The sequence below is a fragment of the Nocardiopsis kunsanensis DSM 44524 genome (assembly GCF_000340965.1).
GTDB classification, from domain to species: domain Bacteria; phylum Actinomycetota; class Actinomycetes; order Streptosporangiales; family Streptosporangiaceae; genus Nocardiopsis; species Nocardiopsis kunsanensis.
In genome coordinates this window covers 1-16,895 of the sequence record NZ_ANAY01000012.1, presented here as the reverse complement: position 1 = coordinate 16,895, position 16,895 = coordinate 1, and the positions used below count along the sequence as shown (strand labels likewise).

Genomic DNA, 16,895 nt, shown 5'->3' with positions numbered 1-16,895 from the left:
ATAGCGGCACATAACGGTAAAAGCTCAGTTTCTTTCGCTCGCGTCCCCGCGTGCTCACACATGCGTTCCCGGGGGCTCCAGTGGCGTATAGAAGACCGTGCGCAGGGTAGGAACCGGCCACGGAAGGGCCTCCAGGGCCCGTTCGGTGGATGCCTTCCGCCGCGTAGCTGATCGCCGGTGTCCGCCGGACCGGGCCCCGGCCCACAGGCCAGACCCCGGCAGGTGTGCCATGAGCAGCGATCCTCCCCACGACCCGGTCGTCACCGTGTCCGCCACCTACGGCGCCGGTGGCAGCGTCGTCGGACCGGCGGTCGCCGCCCGGTTCGACGTCGACTTCCTCGACCGCGCCGTGCCCTCGACGGTGGCCGAACGCATCGGATGCTCCCTCGACGAGGCACGCGACCGCGACGACCGCGCCCCCAGCGGCTTCGAGAGGTTGCTCGCCAGCGCCGCCCGGCTGCCCACGGTGACTTTCGGCAGCGTTGACACCGCGTTCATCGGCGCCACCAACCGCGAGGGCCGCCTGCTCTACGACCACGAGTTCGTCGAACGCACCGAACAGGTCATCCAGGAGGTCGGGCGCAAGGGAGGCGTGGTCCTGGGCCGGGCGGGGGCCACCGTGCTCGCCGACCACCCCGCGGCCCTGCACGTCCGCCTGGACGGGGACCCCGCCGCCCGCTTCGACCGCATGTGCCGCTTGTGGGAGTACGGCGACCGCGAGGAGGCCCGCGACCCCGGTTGGGGGGAGGAGGGCCCCACCCGGAGGCTCCTCGAGGAGAACGACCGGGCCCGCGCCGCCTACGTGCGCCGCTTCTACCGTGTCGACCCGGCCGATCCCGGGCTCTACCACCTGGTGATCGACACCACGGTGCTGTCGCTGGAAACCTGTGTGGACCTCGTCGTGCGGGCCGCGCTGGACCGCTCGGGGCTTGGAACCGGATCTCTTTAGCCCGGTCCGTCCCACTCGATTGTGTGGAATTTCTTTGATTTTTTACGCTTGGGCGAATTGTTCTCTTGTGCTGACGTGGGTCCCTTGACTCGGGTAGTGTGAAGCGCATCGCCGAGGGTCCCCCGGCTGTGTGCAGCACCCTCCGGCCGAGCTTCCGCGCAACGGACCCGAGGGTCATCCCGTGCCTGCCGCGCCCACCCGTGCCGCGGCGGACCGTGCGGACGCACGACACCCCAGTGAGAGCCAAGGAGCGACACGTGGCCACCCTTCCCAGCGTTTCCTATTCCATCACCGCCCGGCTGGAGGTCGACGCCGGCAGCAGCGCCGTCGGCAGCCTCACCAACGCCGTCGAACACGTGGGCGGGATGATCACTGCGCTGGACGTGGCCGAAGCGGGGCACGAGCGCATCCGTATCGACGTCACCTGCGCCGCTCGCGACACCGAGCACGCGCAGTCCATCGTCGACGCCCTCGGTGCCGTCGAGGGTGTGGCCGTCCACAAGGTCAGTGACCGCACCTTCCTCATGCACCTGGGCGGCAAGATCGAGATGGCGTCCAAGGTGCCCCTGCGCAACCGCGACGAGCTCTCCATGGCCTACACCCCCGGTGTCGCCCGCGTCTCCTCGGCCATCGCCGCGAACAAGGAGGACGCCCGCCGACTGACCGTCAAACGCAACAGCGTCGCCGTGGTCACCGACGGATCGGCCGTGCTGGGCCTGGGCAACATCGGCCCCGAGGCCGCCATGCCCGTCATGGAGGGCAAGGCCGCCCTGTTCAAGCGCTTCTCCGACATCGACGCCTGGCCCATCGCCCTGGACACCCAGGACGTGGACGAGATCGTGCGCACCGTCCAGCTCATCGCCCCCGGCTTCGGAGGTGTCAACCTCGAGGACATCTCCGCCCCGCGCTGCTTCGAGGTCGAGGCCCGCCTGCGCGAGCTGCTGGACATCCCCGTCTTCCACGACGACCAGCACGGCACCGCCATCGTGGTCCTGGCCGCCCTGCGCAACGCTCTGCGGGTGACCAACAAGAAGCTGGCGGACGTGCGCATCGCCATGTCCGGCGCGGGCGCGGCCGGCACCGCCATCCTCAAACTGCTCATGCACGCCGGCGCCGAGAACATCATCGTCAGCGATCTGCACGGCGCCATCCACCAGGGACGCGACGACCTCGACGACAACCTGAGCTGGATCGCCGACAACACCAACCCCACCGGTTACACCGGCGACCTCAAAGGTTCGGTGGCGGGCGCCGACGTCTTCATCGGCGTCTCCGCCCCCAACGTGCTCAGCGGTGAGGACATCGCCGAGATGGCGCAGGACTCCATCATCTTCGCGCTGGCCAACCCCGATCCCGAGGTCGACCCCGACATCGCCAACTTGCACGCAGCTGTCGTCGCCACCGGCCGCAGCGACCACCCGAACCAGATCAACAACGTGCTGGTCTTCCCCGGGGTCTTCCGCGGTCTGCTCGACGCCCAGAGCCACCAGGTCGACTCGGACATGATGGTCGCGGCCGCCGTGGCCCTGTCCGACGTGGTCACCCAGGACGAGCTCGGGCCGAACTACATCATCCCGAGCGTGTTCCACTCCGAGCTGTCCACACACGTGGCCACGGCCGTACGCGAGGCCGCTCTGCGCAGCTCCGGGGACTGAGCCCGCCCCTGCGCCGGCCCTGGGGCACACGAACCCGTCGGAGAATCCGGAAGAGGTACCGGCGGTCCGGTGTTGGCGGGTAGATGTGGAACATGGACCAGTCGACACTGACCGGGCGACTCCTGGTGGCCGCCCCTCTTCTGCAGGAGGACTCCTTCCGCCGTTCCGTCGTGTTCGTCGTCGACGACGCCGACGACGGAGCCCTCGGCGTGATCCTCAACCGTCCTCTGGACGCCGCCGTGGGCGAGGTCGCCGAGGCCTGGGGCTCCTATGCCAGCGAACCGGCGGTCATGTTCTCCGGCGGCCCGGTGGGCGAGGACTCGGGGATCGCCCTGGGCTCTGTCGGCCCCGGTGGAGAACCACCGGGATGGGCCCCGCTGGAGGGGGTCGCCCCGGGGCTGGAAGGGCTCGGCGTGGTCGATCTCGACGGTCCTCCGGAGGTGCTCGGCGGGGCCCTGGCCGCCTTCCGCCTCTTCGTCGGTTATGCGGGGTGGAGCTCCGGTCAGCTCGCCGAGGAGATCGGTGAGGGTGCCTGGCACGTGGTCGACGCGCTGCCGGGCGACCTGTTCACGAACGTGCCCGAGCGCCTGTGGTCGCGTGTGCTGCGGCGTCAGGGAGGCGACCTCGCGTTGCTGTCGACCTACCCCGACGACCCCGGCCTGAACTGAGCCGCACAGGTCCGGCCGTGGTGCGCGGAAGCCGATATCGTGGAGAACGAGACGTGAAAGGTGTGTGAGGAACGATGGCCATGGACATCCTCAACAAGGTTCTTCCCGACAGCGACACCAAGCCGGAAGAGACCCATGACGACGGTGACCGGGATCGCTACGCCCACTACGTGCAGAAGGAGAAGATCACGCAGAGCGCCGTCACCGGCGACCCCGTGATCGCCCTGTGCGGCAAGGTGTGGGTGCCGGGGCGCGACCCCAAGAAGTACCCGGTCTGCCCCGAGTGCAAGCAGGCCTACGAGGAGATGACCAAGGGCCGCTGAGCACCGGGAGCCGCTCTGCGGCCACCCGGGCGCACTCCACCGGACCGGTTCCTGCCGGACGCTCGTCGGCACAGCCCTTCCCACGGAGCGTCCGGAGGTGTCCCCGGTCCCCGCTCCACTTCGACCGTGTCCGCTCCTGCCCCTGCCGTGGCAGGAGCGTCCCGGACCCCGGCGGCCCCCGTTCCTCGGCCCGGCCGGGATGATCGCGACGTGGTGCAGCGAGCCCGCCCCCGGTACGGGGCCGGGCCCGCCCGAACGGCCCCGTGCCCCCTTCCCGCGGGGAGGGGACCGGACCGTGCTCGGATATCCGCGTTCTCCCCCCGAACCGCCGAACGGCGTGGCACCGTGATGGCGGTCCCTCCGATCCCGCGCCGGTGCGTGCCCCGAGCACGGTTGCCGACGGGCGTTCCCCGGCCGATTCCGGCCGATCCCGTTTCGGGATCGTTCCTCCGGCCTGGGGAGGGGCTGCGGCGGTTATCGTGGTGCTGCACGATTCGGGGTCCGGCACGGTCTGCCGCGCGGCGGAACAGGCCGTGCGGGCGGGTGCCGCGGGAGTGCCCCCGCTCGCGTGTTTCCGACACGAGGCAAGGGCCACGGAGAACGGACTCGTGGCGACACCCTCGGCGCACCCGTGTTCCGGGGACCACTCGTCGTGCCCCTTCGACTGGGAACAGGAGTAGGTCGGATTGGTGTCCACAACTGAACCGCAATCCCCCCATGCGGACGACGACGGGGGGCACGAGGGCGGCACGCGGGGGCGCAGGCGCCGGCGGAAGAACACCGGTCCGGGCGAGGTCGTGCGCGGTACCGTCCGGTTCTTCGGTGAGATCCTGTTGACCTCCGGTCTGCTCATGCTCTTCTACGCCGCCTACGAGGTCTACGGTTCCCAGTTCGAGACCGACCGCGAGCAGCAGGACCTCGCCCAGGGGCTGGAGGAGAACTGGGCGGCAGTGGAGGAGGAGCCCGGTCCCGACTCCGAGCCCCTGCCCGGGGCCGCGGACAGCCGTCTCTACGTGCCCGGTCTCGACCTGGACTGGGTCGTGGTCAACGGCACCGAACCGGACGACATCCTCTACAGCCCCGGGCGCTACACGTGGTTCGACAGCGGCCCCGGCCAGGAGGGCAACTACGCGATCGCCGCCCACCGCACCCCGGGTCTCTTCTGGGACCTCGACCTGCTCGGCGACGGTGACGTCATGGTCCTGGAGGACGGTGAGAACTTCTACACCTACGAGGTGTTCCAGGAGGAGACGGTCCTGCCCCAGGACTCCTGGGTGGTCGACCCCGACCCCTTCGACGACGCCTCCGACGAGGACCCCGAGCGCGCCCTGCTCACCCTGACCACGTGCGCACCCAAGCTCAACAACACCCACCGGCTCATCGTCTGGGCGGAGCTGACCGAGACCACACCGAAGTCCGAGGGCATGCCGGACTCCATCGCGCACATGGCACCGGACGCGGAGGAATGACATGTACGGACTGATCTGGCGCATCATGCCCGGACCCTGGATCTCCAAGCTGATCATGACGATCGGGTTGATCGTGGGAGTGGCGGGGTTGTTGTGGTTCGTGGTCTTTCCGGAGATCTCCCCGCACATGCCTTTCAACGACGGAGCGATCAACAGCGGCCCCGAGGGCGGGGCCCCGGTCCCGGGTGAGGTCCCCGGCGAGTAGACACGGCTCGGCACCGGGCCCGACGACGCCTGGAACCGGCCGCACGGCACCCGAACGGGGGCGTGGGTGAAACACACCACCCATGGCCCGCCGTGGCCTCCCTACGGGACGGTCGGCGGTGAGCGCTAACCTCTACGGCGTGAGTAACGGGGGACGTGACGTATGACGGTGACGCAGACCACGACGGAGGACCGCCTCAGCGGACTCCGGGCCTGGCAGCGAGAGGCCTTCGAGGAGTACTTCCGCCGGGAACCCCGCGATTTCCTCGCGGTGGCCACACCCGGCGCCGGGAAGACGACTTTCGCCCTCACCCTCGCCAGTGAGCTGTTGCGGCAGCACAGGGTGCGGGCCATCACGATCGTCTGCCCCACCGAACACCTCAAGAAGCAGTGGGCGGAATCCGCGGCCAGGTTCGGGATCCCCATCGACCCGGACTTCAAGAACGGCCAGGGTGCGTTGGGCAAGCAGTACATCGGGGCGGCCGTGACCTACGCGCAGATCGCCGCGCACCCCATGCTGCACCGCAACCGTACCGAGACCCGGCGCACCCTCGTCATCTTCGACGAGATCCACCACGCCGGCGACGCACTGTCCTGGGGTGACGCGGTGCGGGAGGCCTTCGAGCCGGCCGCGCGCCGGCTCTCCTTGACCGGTACACCGTTCCGTACCGACGTCAACCCGATCCCGTTCGTCGACTACGTGCAGGACGGCAACGGGGTACGCCGCTGCTCCTGGGACTACAGCTACGGGTATGCGCCCGCACTGGAGGACGGGGTCGTGCGCCCGGTCATCTTCATGGCCTATTCCGGGGAGATGCGATGGCGCACCCGGGCCGGCGACGAGCTCGCCGCGCACCTGGGCGAGCCACTGACCCAGGACGCCCTCTCGCAGGCCTGGCGGGCCGCGCTCGACCCGAAGGGCGACTGGATCAAGAAGGTCCTGCAGGCCGCCGACCGGCGCCTGAGCGAGGTCCGCAAGACCCACCCGGACGCCGGCGGTCTGGTCATCGCGAGCGATCACGAGAATGCACGGGCCTATTCGCGGATCCTGCGGCAGATCACCGGGAAGAGCGCCACGGTGGTGCTCTCCGACGATCCTTCCGCCTCCAAGAAGATCTCCCGGTTCGCCCAGGGCGACGACCGGTGGATGGTCGCGGTGCGTATGGTCTCCGAGGGTGTGGACGTACCGCGGCTCATGGTGGGGGTCTACGCCACCTCCACCAGTACGGCGCTGTTCTTCGCGCAGGCCATCGGGCGTTTCGTGCGTGTGCGAAAGCGCGGTGAGGTCGCGTCGGTCTTCCTGCCCTCGGTGCCCACACTGCTGGAGTACGCCGGGGAGATGGAGCGCGAACGCGACCACGTGCTCGACCGCACCCCCGCGGACAACGAGTACCCCGAGGACGACCTCCTCGACGAGGCCAACAAGAAGAAGGACACCCCCGACGCGGGGGAGGAACTGCCCTTCGAGACGATGGAGTCGGCCGCCGAGTTCGACAGGGCCCTCTACGACGGCGCCGAGTACGGCAGTTCGCCGGGTTCCACCGAGGAGGAGGACTTCCTGGGACTGCCCGGCCTGTTGGAGCCCGAACAGGTCTCCCAGCTGCTGCGCAAGCGCAAGGACGAGCTCAAGGCCGGCGAGATCAAGGCCCGCAAGAAGAACGAGCAGAGCGAGCCGGCCGGGACCGAGGAGGAGGCCGGTCCCACACACGAGGTGCTCGCCCAGCTCAGACGTGAGCTCAGCGGCCTCGTGGGGGCCTGGCACCACCGCACGGGGAAACCCCACGGGGTGATCCACAACGAGCTGCGGCGCGCCTGCGGCGGCCCCCAGGTCGCGCAGGCCACCCCGGCACAGCTCCGGGAACGCATCGCCAAGCTCCGGGCCTGGGCGGTCGGGTCCCGCTGACCCGGCCCCCGGGCAAACACTCGGCGAGTTCACGCACGGCTGCACGCCAGTGCGTGTTCATGCGATTACAATCCGTCATGTGATTGGACGAAGCAGCCGCGGCCGCCCGGCCGCCTTCCGCCCAGGCCTGGTCATGAGCGCACTCGCAGTGACCGGCCTGGCAGTGGCGGGGTCCCCGGACGTGCCCGACACAGCACAGGCCACCGACGCCGTCCATCTCGCGGACGCCGCCACCGACCACACGTGCAGGACCGATGGTTCCGCCCCGGGCAGCGAAAGGCGCTCCCCGGAGGGCCACGACGGGGAACTCACCCCGGAACAGGCCGCCGACCACCAAGCGCAGCTGGAGGAGGCACTCGGCACCGATCGCGGCCGCCAGATCGCCCCGCCGCAGTCCGTGCCCGTCGTCGTGCACGTCGTCTCCGCCGAGGACGGCGAGGGCGACGTGGGACGGGAACGCGTCGAACAGCAGATCCAGGTCCTCAACGACGCCTACCGGGGCGTCTACGCCTCCGGGGAGGAGGCGACCGACACCGGGTTCGGCTTCGAGCTCACCGAGGTCACCAGGCACAGCGACGACGCCTGGTTCCACGAGTTCAGCTCCAATCGCGATACCATCCGCGCCGAGCTGCACCAGGGCGGCCCCGAGACCCTGAACATCTACACCGCCGACCTCGGATCCGGGGTCCTGGGTTTCTCGACCTTCCCGCAGGACGTCGAGTCCTCGCCCGAACAGGACGGGGTCGTCGTCTCCTACGACACCCTGCCCGGCGGCAGCCGCGAGAACTTCGATCTCGGCCACACCACGACACACGAGGTCGGCCACTGGCTCGGGCTCTTCCACACCTTCCAGAACGGGTGCGAGAGCCCCGGCGACTACGTCGACGACACCCCGTACGAACGCGAGGCCGCCAACGGCTGCCCCGTGGGCCGCGACACCTGTACCGGACGTCCCGGCGAGGACCCGGTCAACAACTTCATGAACTACACCGACGACGCGTGCATGACCCACTTCACACCGGGCCAGGCCGAACGCATGGTCCAGCACTGGGCCGGGTTCCGCGAACCCCGGGTCTGAGCCCGCCTGCCCCTGGGGGGGCGACGCCCCCGCTCGTGTGTCAGAGCGCCAGGAGCCGGCAGAGTACCACCTCGACCCGGAACAACACCGTCTCGTCCGCGCGCCCGAACCGACGCTCGAGCTGCATCGGTGAGATCGCCCGCAGATCCTCACATTCGATGTAACTGATCTCTTCGAGTCCTGAAACGCCGGGTTCGATCGCCACATGAGTGGGGTTGGGGCGGTGGGTCCGCGTGATCGGTAGACCCATGACGACCGGGGGACTCGCGTCCAGCCAAGGTTGCGCGTTGACAAGGAGAACCGGGCGCCTGAGTGCTTGTTCACGGCCGACCGGCTCTCCGAGGTCGGCCGTGAAGACCTCACCGCGCCTCACCGGTCCTCCTCGGCCAGGTCGGTGTCCCCGGGTTCGGACAGGTGATCGCGCAGAGTGTGGTCCTGCGTGTACGAGTCACGTGCTGAATCGGTCAAGGAGGTGTTGTATTCGCGAACACGGTTCCAGAACTCGAGTTCCTCGGCCTCGTCGAGCGCGCTCTCGAGCGCCGCAGCCAAGGTCGTGCGGTCTCTGCGGGCGCGCTTCTGGAGGCGGTCCCTGATTTTCTTCGGGACCTTGATGGAGGTATCCGTAGTGCTCGTACTTCAAGTACGACAGTTCGGTAGTTACCAAGGTAGATCGTCGGGAAGCCGGAACGCATCGGCCCTCCCGTGGTGGGAATGCGGGACCGGAGCGCCGATAGGCTGTGGTCATGGCAGCAACCCACTTGTATCTGACCGGTATCAAGCCCACCGGCGACTTCCACCTGGGCAACTACATCGGTGCGATCCGTCCCGCGCTCGAAGCGGCCCGGAGCACCCGGACGGCCTACTTCCTCGCCGACTACCACGCCCTGAACACGGTGAAGGACGCCGACGAACTCCGGCACAGTATCCGGTCAGGCGCTGCCACCTGGCTCGCGTGCGGGCTCGATCCCGAACGGACCCTCTTCTACCGCCAGTCCGACGTGCCCGAGATCTTCGAGCTCACCACCGTCCTCAGCGCCATGACCCCCAAGGGGCTCATGAACCGTGCGCACGCCTACAAGGCCGCGCGCGACCGCAACCACGAGGCCGGCAACACCGAGCTGGACTCCGGCGTCAACATGGGGCTCTTCAACTACCCGATCCTCATGGCCGCCGACATCCTCGCGATGGAAGCCACCCACGTTCCGGTCGGACGCGACCAGTCCCAGCACCTCGAGTACACCGCCGACATCGCCGGGTACTTCAACCACCGCTACGGGAACGGCTACACCTTCCCGATCCCCAAGGGCGTCATCGACGACAGCGACGCGAGCATCCTGCCCGGCACCGACGGCCGCAAGATGTCGAAGTCCTACGACAACCACATCCCGCTGTTCCTGCCGCAGAAGAAGCTCCGCAAGGCGATCAACAAGATCCCCACCGACTCCACACCGGTGGAGGAGCCCAAGGACCCCGACGTCTCGGTCCCCTTCCAGCTCCTGACCCATTTCGCGTCCCAGGACAGGACCGCCGAGGTCCGCAAGCGCCTGGAGGCCGGCGGTATGGGCTGGGGCGACCTCAAGAAGGAACTCTTCGAGGCCGTCGACGCGGTCCTGGCGCCCCAGCGCGAGCGTTACGAGGAGCTCATGGCCGACCCCGCTCAGATCGACCGGATCCTCGCGGACGGCGTCGAACCCGCCCGTGAGCGTGCCCGGGCCACCCTGTCGCGCGTGCGTGCCGCCATCGGCGTGGGTTGAGACCACGCGCACCGGACGCGGAGAACGGCCCCGCACCCCCATGACCGGCAGGGGGCGGGGCCGTTCCGTCTCCGGCGGCAGGGGTCAGAGGACCACCGGCTCACCCTCCAGAGCCACACCCGCCGCGCGCAGCTCCTCCAGGGCCGAGTCCACGGTGGGCCGCGCCACCCCCGCGGTCAGGTCCAGCAGCACACGCGTACGCAGCCCTTCGCCGACCGCGTCCAGGGCGGTGGCCCGCACGCAGTGGTCGGTGGCGATGCCCACGATGTCGACCTCGTCCACCCCGCGCTCGTGCAGCCACGAGGCCGGCCCGGTCGAGCCGTCGGAGGCGGCCCCCTCGAACCCGCTGTAGGCAGCGCTGTAGCGACCCTTGGAGAAGACCTCCTCGGCCAGGCCGGGGTCGAACCCGGGATGGAACTCCGCCCCGGGTGTGCCCACCACACAGTGCGGGGGCCAGCTCTCGACGAAGTCCGGTTCGTCGGAGAAGTGCGCGCCCGGATCGACGTGGTGGTCACGAGTGGCGATGACGTGGTCGTAGGAGCCCGAGTGTGCACGTGTGTACTCGGTGACGGCACCGGCCGTGGCGGCACCGCCGTTCACACCCATGCTGCCGCCCTCACAGAAGTCGTTCTGGACGTCGACGATGATCAGTGCCCTGCTCATACGGAACCTCGTGTCTCTTCCTGTTCGAAGGGCGGAGCGCCCGGCGGCTGAGCAGCCGGCACGGCCGGGGCGGGTCAGAGGAAGGCCGTGGGCAGGGCCGGGTCCCCGCGCGACATCCGCAACGCCTGCTCGGGCAACTCCTCGACGGCCGCGCGGTGGCGGTCACGTGCATCGTGCACCCCTTCGCGGCCCACGATCTCCCCGCCCCGGACGAGCGGCTGCAGCATGGGCCGTGTGCCCACCTCGGTGATCGGTTCGTGGCCGTAGACCTCTTCGGCGATGGCCGTGCCCCGGTTGTCCAGCCGGCGCAGGGCCCACTTGCGGCCACCACGGCTCGGTTTGCCGACCGAACGCTTGGCGACCGGCTCCAGCGGGGTGTCCCGCTCCAGACCGCGTGCGCGTGCGACGAGCTTGTAGACCAGCGACACGGTCGGGGAGCCGGAACCCGTCACCAGGGACGTACCCACCCCGTACCCGTCCACGGGGGCCACGGCCAGGGCCTGGATGGAGTGCTCGTCCAGATCGCCGGTGACCACCACCCGGGTGCTGGTGGCGCCGAGGTCGTCGAGTTGGGCCCGTACCCGGCCAGCGTGTGCGGCGAGGTCCCCGGAGTCGATCCGGACCGCGCCCAGCTCGGGCCCGGCCAGTTCGACAGCGTGGCGCACGGCGCGTTCGATGTCGAAGGTGTCCACCAGCAGGGTCGTCCCGTTGCCCATGGACTCCAGCTGTGCTTGGAACGCGTGCCGTTCGTTGTCGTGGAGGAGAGTGAAGGAGTGTGCGGCCGTCCCGCCGGTGGGGACGCCGTGGCTCCGGCCGGCCTCGAGGTTGGACGACGTGGCGAACCCGGCCACGTACGCGGCTCGTGCGGCGGCGACCGCGGACCGTTCCTGAGTGCGCCGGGAACCCATCTCTATGAGGGGGCGGTCGCCGGCGGCCACGGCCATGCGGGAGGCGGCCGAGGCGATGGCGCTGTCGTGGTTGAACACCGACAGCGCGAGGGTCTCCAGGATCACGGCCTCGGCGAAGCTCGACTCCACCACGAGGATGGGGGAACCGGGGAAGTAGGCTTCGCCCTCGCCGTAGCCCCAGATGTCTCCGTTGAAACGGAAGCGGGCCAGCCAGTCCAGAGTGCGCTCGTCGACCACTCCGTGGTCGGAGAGGAAGTCGAGCTCGGCGCTGCCGAAGTGGAACCGCTCCAACAGTTCCAGGAACCGTCCGGTCCCGGCCACGACTCCGTACCGCCGGCCCTCGGGAAGGCGGCGTGCGAACATCTCGAAGACCGACCGGCGTTCGGCGGCCCCACTGTGCAGAGCACCTTGGAGCATGGTCAGTTCGTAGTGGTCGGTGAGCAGCGCGCTGCTGCTGTCCTCGCTCATGGTCCCGAGCTTAAACGTGACCCCGCCGGGGTGTGCCAAGCGGCCCGGGTGCGCCACGTGTCCGGCGGACCGTCGGCTCTGGTCCCCGCCTTCGGGCGGTGTGACGCACATTAATACCCACCAGGTAGGTAGAATTTTGGTTTTCGGTATCCTGGTGCCATGTTGAGGATTGACCGCTCGATCTACGATCAGATCGTCGCCCACGCCCGCCGCGACCACCCCGACGAGGCCTGTGGCGTGGTCGCCGGGCCCGAAGGTTCCGACCGCCCCGAACGGTTCATCGAGATGATCAACGCCGAGCGGTCCCCCACCTTCTACCGGTTCGACTCCAAGGAGCAGCTCAAGGTGTGGCGGGAGATGGACGACAACGACGAGGAACCCGTCGTGATCTACCACTCCCACACCGCGACCGAGGCCTACCCGTCGCGTACCGACATCTCCTACGCCTCGGAGCCGAACGCGCACTACGTGCTCGTCTCCACACGTGAGCCCGACACCGTCGAGTTCCGCTCCTACCGGATCATCGACGGGGAGGTCACCGAGGAGCCGGTCGAGACCGCCGACCAGTAGGTGCTCCACCGGGTCCTTCCCGGAATGGGACGCGAGCGTCCCCTGTTGAGTATGAACGCACGACAACGACCGTTTACGGAGACACCTTCATGGCCATCGAGGTCCGTATCCCCACCATCCTGCGCAACCTGACCGACGACGCCAAGGTCGTCGAGGGACAGGGCTCCGACCTCGGCGAGCTCGTCGCCGACCTGGAGACCCGCCACCCCGGTATCCAGGAGCGCCTGATGCAGGACGGCAAGCTGCGCCGTTTCATCAACGTCTACCTCAACGACGAGGACGTGCGTTTCGTCGGCGGCCTGGATGCCGAGCTGTCCGACGGCGACAACGTCACGATCCTGCCGGCAGTGGCCGGCGGCAGCCGCTAGGGCAACCATGCGCTACGACTCCCTGCTCGACTCCCTCGGCGGTACGCCTCTGGTCGGCCTGCCGCGCCTCTCGCCCTCACCGGAGGTCCGGCTGTGGGCGAAGCTGGAGGACCGGAACCCGACCGGATCGGTCAAGGACCGCGCAGCGTTCTACATGATCGAACAGGCCGAGAAGGACGGGCGGCTCTCCCCAGGGTGCACCATCCTGGAGCCGACGTCGGGGAACACCGGCATCTCCCTGGCCATGGTCGCCAAGCTCCGTGGCTACCGCATGGTCTGTGTCATGCCGGAGAACACCTCCGCCGAGCGCAAGCAGCTCCTCGCCATGTGGGGGGCCGAGGTGTACTTCTCCGAAGCCGCCGGTGGGTCCAACGAGGCCGTACGTGTGGCCAAGGAGATGGCCGCCGAGAACCCCGACTGGGTGATGCTCTACCAGTACGGGAACCCGGCCAACGCCCGGGCGCACTACGAGACGACCGGTCCGGAGCTGCTCCAGGACCTGCCGGAGATCACCCATTTCGTCGCAGGACTCGGCACCACCGGCACCCTCATGGGCGTGGGCCGCTACTTGCGCGAGCACAGAACGGACGTGCGGATCGTGGCGGCCGAGCCACGCTACGGCGAGCTCGTCTACGGCCTGCGCAACATCGACGAGGGCTTCGTGCCCGAGCTCTACGACGAGTCGGTGCTGACCACCCGTTTCTCCGTCCCCTCCGAGGCCGCGCTCAAGCGGACACGGGAGCTGTTGGACAAGGAGGGCATCTTCGCCGGCATCTCGACCGGGGGATCCCTGCACGCGGCCATGGCGATGGCGCGCAAGGCCGAACGCGCCGGGGAACGCGCCGACATCGCGTTCGTCATCGCCGACGCCGGGTGGAAGTACCTGTCCACGGGCGCCTACGAGGGCTCCCTCGACGAGGCGGAGGAACGCCTCGAGGGCCAACTCTGGGCCTGATCCGACGCCGCGGGGCGCGGACCCGGACACCGTCGTCGCAATTGAGGCCGGTACCTTGCCAGGTGCCGGCCTCAGTCGTGTCTCGAACGTTCTGGGCATAACGGATGAAACTGGTCAAACTATGTGAGAATTTGAGACGTGACGCTCCACTCCTGAGATGCCAGACACATTTTGTACCACCGGGCGGGGCATTGGGGTACACCCGTAACTACGGGACATCCGCAGAACCAGCCGCCATCCGCACCCTGCCCGCGGAACGCCGAACCGGGGAGGGCGCGCCGGATCCCGCGGCCCATCGAGAAGGCGACGACGACGTGCGACTCACCATCATCGGGTCCTCCGGGAGCTTCCCCGGCCCCGACAGCCCGGCCTCCTGCTACCTCGTCGAGGCGGAGGGGTACAGACTCCTGCTCGACATGGGAAACGGGTCGCTCGGGGCACTCCAGCGCCACGCCGACATCTATTCGGTCGATGCCGTCTACCTGAGCCACCTGCACGCCGATCACTGCTTCGACCTGTGTTCCTACTGGGTGGCACGCATGTTCCACCCGAACGGCACCAAGGGCAGGATCCCGGTCTACGGCCCCACCGGGGTCGCCGACCGCGTGGCCGAGGCCTACGGGCTGGAGACCGACCCCGGCATGACCGAGGTCTTCGACTTCCGTGAACTCTCCGAGGGCAGCTTCGGCCTCGGCCCGTTCTCCGCGCGGGTCGCCGAGGTCAACCACCCGGTCGAGGCCTACGGGATCCGACTGGAACACGGCGGCCGCACCCTCACCTACTCCGGTGACACCGGTGCGTGCGACGCGCTGGTGGACCTGGCCGAGGACTCCGACCTCTTCCTGTGCGAGGCCGCCTTCCAAGACCACCTCGAGCACCCCAAGGACATGCACCTGACCGGGAGCGAAGCCGGCGAGCACGCCACGCGTGCCCGTGCCCGGCACCTGCTCCTGACCCATCTGGTGCCGTGGAACGACGACGGGATCACCCTCGGCGAGGCCCGGTCGACCTACACCGGCCCCATCGACCTGGCCCGTAGCGGCCAGGTCTACGAGGTCGGCTGAACCGCGCCCGTCAGGGGCCGCCGTCCCTCCCGGTGCGGAGTGGTGTGTCTCCCACCGGGGGTGAGAGTTCCCGACTCCCGCACCCCGGGGGAGCTGCCGAGGATACGCTCGGGAACATGGCTCGACCTGACGGACGCGTTCCGACCCAACTCCGCCCCGTGAACATCACCCGCAACTGGCTGCGCCAAGCCGAGGGCTCAGCTCTCATCGAGTTCGGCGACACCCGTGTGCTCTGTGCGGCGACCGTCGAGGACGGTGTCCCGCGTTGGCGCCGTGGCACCGGCGAGGGGTGGGTGACCGCGGAGTACGCGATGCTCCCGCGCTCCACCGACACCCGTGGCGCCCGCGAGTCCGTGCGCGGCAAGATCGGCGGGCGCACCCACGAAATCTCCCGCCTCATCGGCCGTTCCCTGCGCGCGGTCATCGACTTCAAGGCGATGGGCGAGCACACGATCACCCTGGACTGCGATGTCCTGCAGGCCGACGGTGGTACACGCACCGCCGCGATCACCGGCGCCTACGTGGCTCTGTCCGACGCGGTGAAGTGGCTGCGCAAGCGTCGCAACCTCAAGAGCAACCCGCTCTCCGGCTCCCTCTCGGCCGTGAGCGTGGGGGTGGTCCAGGGACAGCCGCGGCTCGACCTGAACTACCTCGAGGACTCCGTCGCCGACACCGACATGAACGTGGTGATGAACGGGGACGGTTCCTTCATCGAGATCCAGGGCACGGCCGAGGGCGCGGTCTTCGATCGCGAGCTGCTCGACAAGCTGCTCGACCTGGCGACCGACGGGTGCGCGGAACTGACCACGATCCAGAAGAAGGCGCTGTCGGAGTGAGTGCGTCCACGGAACCGGAGGCTCGGATCGGAGGCGTACCCGGGGGAGGGGGACCGGTGAAGATCGTCCTGGCCACACGCAACCCCAAGAAGGTTCCCGAGATGCGTGCGATCCTCGACGAAGCCGGGGTTTCCGCCGAGGTCGTCGCCCTCGACCAGTTCCCCGAGGCCCCCGAGGTCCCCGAGACGGAGCCGAGTTTCATCGGCAATGCTCTCCTGAAGGCCCGCGCGATCGCCGAACACACCCGGTTGCCGGCCATCGCCGACGACTCGGGGCTGAGTGTGGACGAGCTCCAGGGGATGCCCGGTGTGCTCTCGGCGCGATGGGCCGGTCGGTTCGGCGGGAACGACCAGGACCGGGCCAATCTCGATCTGGTGCTGGACCAACTCTCCGACACCCCGGCCGAACGCAGGGGCGCCCAGTTCATGTGCGCGGCCGTGCTCGTCATGCCGGACGGGACCGAGATGGTCGCCGAAGGTGTGCTGCGCGGACGACTGCTGCGGGAGCTGCGGGGCGAGAACGGGTTCGGGTACGACCCGGTCTTCGTCCCGGACGGCTACAACGTCACCACTGCGGAGATGGGCCCGGAGGAGAAGAACAGGATCAGCCACCGGGGGATCGCCTTCCGCACGCTGGCCGGTGAGCTGGCCGAGATGGCGTGAAGCGGGTCGGCCGATGCGGCCGTTCCGTGGCGGTCGTCCCCTGAGGGGGCGGCCGCCACCAGTGGTGGTACCGGGTGTACAGCTCAGAAAATCTGCGGAGAACCGGGGGAGCGATGTTTGCTTCCGTGCATCCTGGGGGATGACCCCGGTTGTCTGACAAGCAGAAACCGGACGGGACACGGGCCCCGGCACGGGGACCACGTGGGGCACGGCGTCCGGCGGTCGCTCCGACCGCCCCCCCGGCCCGAGCACACAGGGGTTCGCCCCCTCGGCTCGGGCGAGTTTGACGTCGCTGCATCAGCCACCTACACTCGATCGAGTCGTTGTGGGACGGCGAGTCACCGGCACGGTCGGCTCAGCGCCGCGACGCACCGACGATCCTCTCTTCTTCGGAACTT

General features: G+C 68.9%; 19 protein-coding genes. 15 read left to right on the top strand and 4 right to left on the bottom strand.

Annotated features, from left to right (window positions below):
* Positions 1-229: 229 nt before the first annotated feature.
* The 8 genes from D456_RS0110110 to D456_RS0110075 all read left to right on the top strand — a co-directional run bounded on the left by D456_RS0110110 (position 230) and on the right by D456_RS0110075 (position 8,249).
* Positions 230-949: a cytidylate kinase-like family protein gene (locus D456_RS0110110; protein ID WP_017576060.1), complete on the top strand. Its 720-nt coding sequence runs from the start codon at positions 230-232 to the stop codon at positions 947-949.
* Positions 950-1,206: 257 nt separating this feature from the next.
* Positions 1,207-2,604 (top strand): NAD-dependent malic enzyme, encoded by a 1,398-nt coding sequence (locus D456_RS0110105; protein WP_017576059.1) that lies wholly within the window; start codon positions 1,207-1,209, stop codon positions 2,602-2,604.
* 92 nt (positions 2,605-2,696) lie between these two features.
* Positions 2,697-3,272, top strand: a complete 576-nt coding sequence (locus tag D456_RS0110100; RefSeq protein ID WP_026115743.1) for a YqgE/AlgH family protein — start codon at positions 2,697-2,699, stop codon at positions 3,270-3,272.
* A gap of 74 nt (positions 3,273-3,346) precedes the next feature.
* Positions 3,347-3,595 carry a DUF3039 domain-containing protein gene (locus D456_RS0110095; RefSeq protein WP_017576057.1) on the top strand — a complete coding sequence of 83 codons (249 nt, stop codon included), beginning with the start codon at positions 3,347-3,349 and terminating at the stop codon, positions 3,593-3,595.
* Between the two features lie 686 nt (positions 3,596-4,281).
* A complete protein-coding gene (locus tag D456_RS0110090; protein ID WP_017576056.1) occupies positions 4,282-5,064 on the top strand; it encodes a class E sortase in 783 nt (260 codons plus the stop codon).
* A gap of 1 nt (position 5,065) precedes the next feature.
* Positions 5,066-5,269, top strand: a complete 204-nt coding sequence (locus tag D456_RS0110085; protein WP_017576055.1) for a hypothetical protein — start codon at positions 5,066-5,068, stop codon at positions 5,267-5,269.
* A gap of 162 nt (positions 5,270-5,431) precedes the next feature.
* Complete coding sequence (locus D456_RS0110080) at positions 5,432-7,171, top strand: DEAD/DEAH box helicase (protein ID WP_017576054.1); 1,740 nt, start codon at positions 5,432-5,434, stop codon at positions 7,169-7,171.
* A gap of 133 nt (positions 7,172-7,304) precedes the next feature.
* Positions 7,305-8,249: a zinc metalloprotease gene (locus tag D456_RS0110075; protein WP_026115741.1), complete on the top strand. Its 945-nt coding sequence runs from the start codon at positions 7,305-7,307 to the stop codon at positions 8,247-8,249.
* Between the two features lie 40 nt (positions 8,250-8,289).
* On the opposite strand, the gene D456_RS0110070 is transcribed toward D456_RS0110075, so the two are convergent.
* Positions 8,290-8,622: a type II toxin-antitoxin system PemK/MazF family toxin gene (locus D456_RS0110070; protein ID WP_017576052.1), complete on the bottom strand. Its 333-nt coding sequence runs from the start codon at positions 8,620-8,622 to the stop codon at positions 8,290-8,292.
* Positions 8,619-8,798 carry a hypothetical protein gene (locus tag D456_RS0110065; protein WP_017576051.1) on the bottom strand — a complete coding sequence of 60 codons (180 nt, stop codon included), beginning with the start codon at positions 8,796-8,798 and terminating at the stop codon, positions 8,619-8,621. The genes D456_RS0110070 and D456_RS0110065 overlap by 4 nt, the downstream gene beginning before the upstream one ends.
* Positions 8,799-8,992: 194 nt before the next feature.
* On the opposite strand from D456_RS0110065, the gene D456_RS0110060 reads away from it, so the two are divergent.
* Positions 8,993-10,003 (top strand): tryptophan--tRNA ligase, encoded by a 1,011-nt coding sequence (locus tag D456_RS0110060; protein WP_026115740.1) that lies wholly within the window; start codon positions 8,993-8,995, stop codon positions 10,001-10,003.
* Positions 10,004-10,087: 84 nt separating this feature from the next.
* Here the strand turns inward: D456_RS0110060 and D456_RS0110055 are convergent, their stop codons facing one another.
* Positions 10,088-10,666 carry a nicotinamidase gene (locus D456_RS0110055; RefSeq protein ID WP_017576049.1) on the bottom strand — a complete coding sequence of 193 codons (579 nt, stop codon included), beginning with the start codon at positions 10,664-10,666 and terminating at the stop codon, positions 10,088-10,090.
* A 74-nt stretch (positions 10,667-10,740) separates the two neighbouring features.
* The gene (locus D456_RS0110050) at positions 10,741-12,042 is read right to left on the bottom strand and encodes a nicotinate phosphoribosyltransferase (protein WP_017576048.1); all 1,302 of its coding nucleotides are present in this window, start codon (positions 12,040-12,042) and stop codon (positions 10,741-10,743) included.
* A gap of 159 nt (positions 12,043-12,201) precedes the next feature.
* Between D456_RS0110050 and D456_RS0110045 the strand changes: the two genes are divergently transcribed.
* From D456_RS0110045 to rdgB, 6 genes are all read left to right on the top strand, one after another.
* The gene (locus D456_RS0110045) at positions 12,202-12,612 is read left to right on the top strand and encodes a Mov34/MPN/PAD-1 family protein (RefSeq protein ID WP_017576047.1); all 411 of its coding nucleotides are present in this window, start codon (positions 12,202-12,204) and stop codon (positions 12,610-12,612) included.
* An 89-nt stretch (positions 12,613-12,701) separates the two neighbouring features.
* The gene (locus tag D456_RS0110040; protein ID WP_017576046.1) at positions 12,702-12,980 is read left to right on the top strand and encodes a MoaD/ThiS family protein; all 279 of its coding nucleotides are present in this window, start codon (positions 12,702-12,704) and stop codon (positions 12,978-12,980) included.
* 7 nt (positions 12,981-12,987) lie between these two features.
* Positions 12,988-13,935, top strand: coding sequence for a PLP-dependent cysteine synthase family protein (locus tag D456_RS0110035; RefSeq protein ID WP_017576045.1), 948 nt, complete (start codon positions 12,988-12,990; stop codon positions 13,933-13,935).
* 314 nt (positions 13,936-14,249) lie between these two features.
* Positions 14,250-14,999 (top strand): MBL fold metallo-hydrolase, encoded by a 750-nt coding sequence (locus D456_RS0110030; protein WP_026115739.1) that lies wholly within the window; start codon positions 14,250-14,252, stop codon positions 14,997-14,999.
* Positions 15,000-15,115: 116 nt separating this feature from the next.
* Positions 15,116-15,835: a ribonuclease PH gene (gene rph / locus D456_RS0110025; RefSeq protein ID WP_083904551.1), complete on the top strand. Its 720-nt coding sequence runs from the start codon at positions 15,116-15,118 to the stop codon at positions 15,833-15,835.
* A 56-nt stretch (positions 15,836-15,891) separates the two neighbouring features.
* Positions 15,892-16,497 carry an RdgB/HAM1 family non-canonical purine NTP pyrophosphatase gene (rdgB, locus tag D456_RS0110020; RefSeq protein WP_017576042.1) on the top strand — a complete coding sequence of 202 codons (606 nt, stop codon included), beginning with the start codon at positions 15,892-15,894 and terminating at the stop codon, positions 16,495-16,497.
* Positions 16,498-16,895: the final 398 nt, after the last annotated feature.

Excerpts from the sequence above, each read along its gene's own strand:
- D456_RS0110110 (WP_017576060.1), top strand. The coding sequence starts at position 230 with ATGAGCAGCGATCCTCCCCACGACCCGGTCGTCACCGTGTCCGCCACC.
- D456_RS0110095 (WP_017576057.1), top strand. The coding sequence starts at position 3,347 with ATGGCCATGGACATCCTCAACAAGGTTCTTCCCGACAGCGACACCAAG.
- D456_RS0110055 (WP_017576049.1), bottom strand. The coding sequence starts at position 10,666 with ATGAGCAGGGCACTGATCATCGTCGACGTCCAGAACGACTTCTGTGAG.
- D456_RS0110040 (WP_017576046.1), top strand. The coding sequence starts at position 12,702 with ATGGCCATCGAGGTCCGTATCCCCACCATCCTGCGCAACCTGACCGAC.
- D456_RS0110050 (WP_017576048.1), bottom strand. The coding sequence starts at position 12,042 with ATGAGCGAGGACAGCAGCAGCGCGCTGCTCACCGACCACTACGAACTG.
- rph (WP_083904551.1), top strand. The coding sequence starts at position 15,116 with ATGGCTCGACCTGACGGACGCGTTCCGACCCAACTCCGCCCCGTGAAC.
- D456_RS0110075 (WP_026115741.1), top strand. The coding sequence starts at position 7,305 with ATGAGCGCACTCGCAGTGACCGGCCTGGCAGTGGCGGGGTCCCCGGAC.
- D456_RS0110045 (WP_017576047.1), top strand. The coding sequence starts at position 12,202 with ATGTTGAGGATTGACCGCTCGATCTACGATCAGATCGTCGCCCACGCC.
- D456_RS0110085 (WP_017576055.1), top strand. The coding sequence starts at position 5,066 with ATGTACGGACTGATCTGGCGCATCATGCCCGGACCCTGGATCTCCAAG.
- D456_RS0110060 (WP_026115740.1), top strand. The coding sequence starts at position 8,993 with ATGGCAGCAACCCACTTGTATCTGACCGGTATCAAGCCCACCGGCGAC.
- D456_RS0110100 (WP_026115743.1), top strand. The coding sequence starts at position 2,697 with ATGGACCAGTCGACACTGACCGGGCGACTCCTGGTGGCCGCCCCTCTT.
- D456_RS0110035 (WP_017576045.1), top strand. The coding sequence starts at position 12,988 with ATGCGCTACGACTCCCTGCTCGACTCCCTCGGCGGTACGCCTCTGGTC.
- D456_RS0110080 (WP_017576054.1), top strand. The coding sequence starts at position 5,432 with ATGACGGTGACGCAGACCACGACGGAGGACCGCCTCAGCGGACTCCGG.